The organism is Streptomyces sp. (assembly GCF_019510245.1).
Taxonomy (GTDB): domain Bacteria; phylum Actinomycetota; class Actinomycetes; order Streptomycetales; family Streptomycetaceae; genus Streptomyces.
The window spans coordinates 1-3,999 of record NZ_JAEKKT010000012.1 but is presented as its reverse complement, the minus strand read 5'-3'; the positions used below and the strand labels follow the sequence as shown (position 1 = coordinate 3,999).

Genomic DNA, 3,999 nt, shown 5'->3' with positions numbered 1-3,999 from the left:
TGAACGAGGCCGCCTGGCGGGCGCGTGATGGGGTCGGCTCAGGTTGAAGGGGCTGGCGTGGGCACCACGAGTAGCTGTCGAATGTTGTGGATCGGAGAGCGTCGGTCAGGCACCAGGCAGTGGTGTAAAGGTTCTTGACCAGGATGCTGTCTCCGAGCCGGATCGTTCGGATCAGGATGGCATCCTGGCCTGCGTGGCCGAACTGATTGACCCCTCGCTCGCCGATGCCGAACTGACCGCCTTCATCAAGGCTGTTCGACAGGACCCCGGACCTCTCGCCCGTGCCATGGGCGCGGCGGAGTTGCGGCGTGCGCAGCGACTCCGTGCTCAAGCCCGGCCTCCGGGCCCCGCGATCGCCCACGTCGAGGATCTGACGGTCGGCTCGGCTGCCGTGGGGGCCCGTCTCTACCGGCCTTCGGCGGGGCGCAGGCCGCTGGTGGTGTTCCTTCATGGAGGGATGTGGACGATCGGCGATCTGGAGTCGCACGATCGGGCATGCCGCCGATTGGCGCTCAGTACCGACACGGCCGTGCTGAGCGTCGACTTCCGCCGGGCTCCGGAACACCCGTGGCCGGCTGCTGTCGATGACTGCGTGGATGCCATCCGGTGGGCAGCGGCCGGCGGAGTTTCCGGCGCGGGGATCGCAGGCCCGATCGTCGTCATGGGTGACAGTTCCGGCGGTAACCTCGCCACGCTTGCCTGTCTGCGCCTGCGCGATGAGGGCGGACCGCTGCCGGCCGCCCAGATCCTGGTGTACCCCAACACCGATCTGACACTCTCCTGTCCCAGCACGCGGTCGAAGGCCACGGGCTGGGGCCTGACGACCGACGACGTCGCTTGGGGGGCCGAGCAATGGGTCCCAGACTCGTCCCGGCGCGCCGACCCCGAGGTCAGCCCGCTGTACGCCGCCGACCTCGGCGGGCTGCCGCCCACCGTGGTCGTCACCGCTGAGCACGATCCTCTTCGGGACGAGGGCGACGCCTATGCCGCTCGGCTGGCCGCCGCGAACGTTCCAGTCAGACACCGCTGCGAGGCTGGGATGGTCCACGGATTCCTCACCCTCGACACCCTCTCTCCCGCAGCCGCGGCGGCGGGAGACCGAGCCTTCGTAGACGTCACCGACATGCTCGACCACGTCCGCTGACGCCTCGTCAAGCATCGGCGCGCTCGACCAGGACACCGCGTTCGAAGCGAGTCCCGGCTCGGACCAGGGCCGCCGGGTGAGGAGCGTTGACCGCGCGCCAGCGGGCCTGTGCGGACTCGATCAACTTGAAGACCCCAGGCCGGCGGCTCGGCTGCCGACGCCCTTGGTGACCTTCGTGCGCAGGCGGACGGTGGCGAACGTCGACGCGATGGGGTTCGTCGTCCGCTGTGACCATCAAGACGGCTGTCTATCCGCGATCCGAACCTGGTGTGGTGGTGTTACCTGGCGTCATTTCGGGTCTCGTGTAGAGGACTTCGCGGACCTGCTCCGCGGCGCGGAGGATGCTCTCGCTGATGAAGTCGCTGAAGCGGGCGATGTTCTCCAGGCGGGCGGCGGCCGGGCTGTCGCGGCCGAGGATGCCGACGCCCTGCCGTGCGATCTCGGCGACCTGGGCGGTGCCGCGGGCGCTGGCGACCGTCGACTGGTACCAGACGTCGTCGTCGACGAAGTAGCGCTCGAGGCGGCGTTCGTCGCGTTCCCGGCTGACGAGGCCCTGATCTTCGAGGAACGCGATCGCCTTGGAGACGGACGCCGCGCTTACCTGGAGGCGCTGGACCAGTTCGGACGCGGTGAGGCTGCCCGCGTCGGCGATAAAGAGGCAGGTCAGCACCCGAGCTGTCATCTTGGGCAGACCCTGTTGCATCAGGAGGGTGGTGAACGCCTCCTCGTACTCGCGCACGGCCTCGTCGTCGCGCCCGTGGGCCTGCGCCGGCACCCCCTGCCCTCGGGGCGGGGTGTGCTTGCGCCGGTGGGCGCGGCGTTCGGTGGCTCGGTGGGCCAGGTCGGCGCGGTAGGCGGTGGGGCCGCCGTTGCGCATCACCTCACGCGTGATCGTCGAGGTGGGGCGGTCGAGACGTCGGGCGATCTCCGCGTAGGCGAGGCCGTCGGCCAGCCCTAGCGCGATCTGCTGACGTTCCTGCTGGGTGAGTCTGCCTCCCGGCACCGCGATCTCCTTTCGTGCTTCGCGGACGCTGTCATCGTAGCGTTCGCCTGCAGGCCAATGCAACGACCAGGGCGCCTTTCATTGCGTTAGGTTCACACTCGCTGCAACGAAAAGTTGAGCTCTAGCTGCACTAATGCGGATTTCATGCAACGAGGTAGTTGCTCAATCCTCGAACGCAACGTAGCGTTCACGGTGCCAGAAACTACGAGTGCACGAGGAGAACATAATGCAGAAGTTCGACACCCCCGCCGCGATCTCCGCCATCCTGGACATCCCCGCCGGACGCATCCAGTTCATCGCCGCAGACCGCGCCGACACCACCGTCGAGGTCCTGCCCGCCAACCCCTCCAAAAGCAGCGACACGAAGACCGCCGAGCAGACCACCGTCGTCTACGCCGACGGCATCCTGCGGATCACGGCCCCGGCGGAGAAGAACCAGATCCTCGGCGCGTCCGGATCCATCGAGGTGACGGTCCAACTGCCCGCCGGCTCCCGCATCGAGGCCAAGGCCGCCAGCGCCGAGCTCCGCGGCGTCGGACGCCTCGGCGACATCACCTTCGAAGGCGCGTACCACCAGATCAAGATCGACGAAGCCGCGAGCGTCCGCCTCACCGCGATCGACGGCGATGTCGAGGTTGGCCGGCTGGGCGGCCCCGCGGAGATCAGCACCACAAGGGGCGACATCCGGATCACCGAGGCCGTACGCGGCACGGTCGTGCTCCGCACCCAGTCCGGCGACATTTCGGTCGTCGCCGCCGCCGGCGTCTCGGCCGCCCTGGACGCCGGCACCGACTACGGCCGCGTCAGCAACGCCCTCAAGAACGATGGCACCACCGAACTCGACATCCGCGCCACCACCTCCCACGGCGACATCACCGCCCGCAGCCTCTGAAGAAGCCAGAACCAGGACTGTCCGGCGGGGGCTCACAGCGATCGAGATCCTGTCGGTCGCCGCCGAGGACGCGGCCGTCCGTCCCAAAGCCTGCCATCCACGTGCAGGGCCTGGAGAAGTCGTACAAGACGCTCTCACGCGACCAGGGGGAACACATGACGAAGAACAGCACTTCCTCGACCAGTTCGAAGTGGACCGGCATGGTGCCGGTCGACGATACGGCCCTGGCCGTCACCGACACCGGCGGTCCCGGTATCCCTGTGGTCTACCTCAACGGCCAGTGCGCAACCCAGGGGTACTGGCGGCGGGTCATCGCCGAACTGGGGACGGGGTGGCGGCACATCACCTACGACGAGCGGGCCCGCGGCAAGAAATCGAAGCGTTCGGCGGACTATTCCTTCGAGGCCGCCGTTCGGGACGTCGATGCCGTTCTCGCGGCCAGGGGTGTGGACCGGGTGCTGGTGGTGGGCTGGTCCTACGGGGCGTTCATCGCGGCGCACTGGGCCAGCCGGAATCCGGACCGCACCTTGGGCGCGGTCCTGGTCGACGGCGCGCAGCCGTACGACTGGCTGGACGAGGCCATGGAACAGCGGATCCGGAAGACCTTTCGGCGGTTGAACTTGTTCATGCCGCTACTGCGCCCGACGGGCCTGACCCCGCGGATGAATGCCGAACAGTTGGCGGACAGCAACATCGAGCTCGGCAGGCTCGCCCGCGAGCGCGAGCTGGGCCCCGTGCTGGACAACATCACCGTCCCGGCGCGATATGTGGTCGCTTCGGGGACGTCTCTCGGAAGCAAGGGTGACGAGCAGGAGCGGATCCGCGCCAGCCTCGATGGAGTAGTCGCACGCAACGCGAACATCAAGATCAGCGGGAAGGTCGCCAGCAATCACGATGCGATCCTCAAGAAGGACTCCCCGGCCGTTGCCGAGGCCGTACGCGAGGTCGCCGCCCTCGACC

The 3,999-nt window shown here is 68.1% G+C and carries 5 protein-coding genes and 1 pseudogene; 3 read left to right on the top strand and 3 right to left on the bottom strand.

The features are described 5' to 3' along the window. Nucleotides 1–331 (bottom strand): hypothetical protein (locus JF597_RS00290; protein WP_293986523.1); only part of this gene is annotated, 331 nt, incomplete at its 3' end. Between the two features lie 60 nt (nt 332–391). Here JF597_RS00290 and JF597_RS00285 point away from each other — a divergent pair. Beyond that, nucleotides 392–1,144, top strand: coding sequence for an alpha/beta hydrolase (locus JF597_RS00285; protein WP_293986521.1), 753 nt, complete (start codon nt 392–394; stop codon nt 1,142–1,144). Nucleotides 1,145–1,151: 7 nt separating this feature from the next. Here JF597_RS00285 and JF597_RS00280 read toward each other — a convergent pair. Continuing rightward, nucleotides 1,152–1,369 (bottom strand): annotated as a pseudogene (locus tag JF597_RS00280) (IS256 family transposase); the annotation flags it as partial. Nucleotides 1,370–1,391: 22 nt separating this feature from the next. Beyond that, complete coding sequence (locus tag JF597_RS00275; protein WP_293986519.1) at nt 1,392–2,147, bottom strand: helix-turn-helix domain-containing protein; 756 nt, start codon at nt 2,145–2,147, stop codon at nt 1,392–1,394. Nucleotides 2,148–2,373: 226 nt separating this feature from the next. Between JF597_RS00275 and JF597_RS00270 the strand changes: the two genes are divergently transcribed. Both JF597_RS00270 and JF597_RS00265 read left to right on the top strand, forming a co-directional pair. Then, nucleotides 2,374–3,039 carry a DUF4097 family beta strand repeat-containing protein gene (locus JF597_RS00270; protein WP_293986517.1) on the top strand — a complete coding sequence of 222 codons (666 nt, stop codon included), beginning with the start codon at nt 2,374–2,376 and terminating at the stop codon, nt 3,037–3,039. 200 nt (nt 3,040–3,239) lie between these two features. Further along, on the top strand, nt 3,240–3,999 hold a 760-nt coding region (locus tag JF597_RS00265; protein ID WP_293986515.1), incomplete at its 3' end, for an alpha/beta fold hydrolase.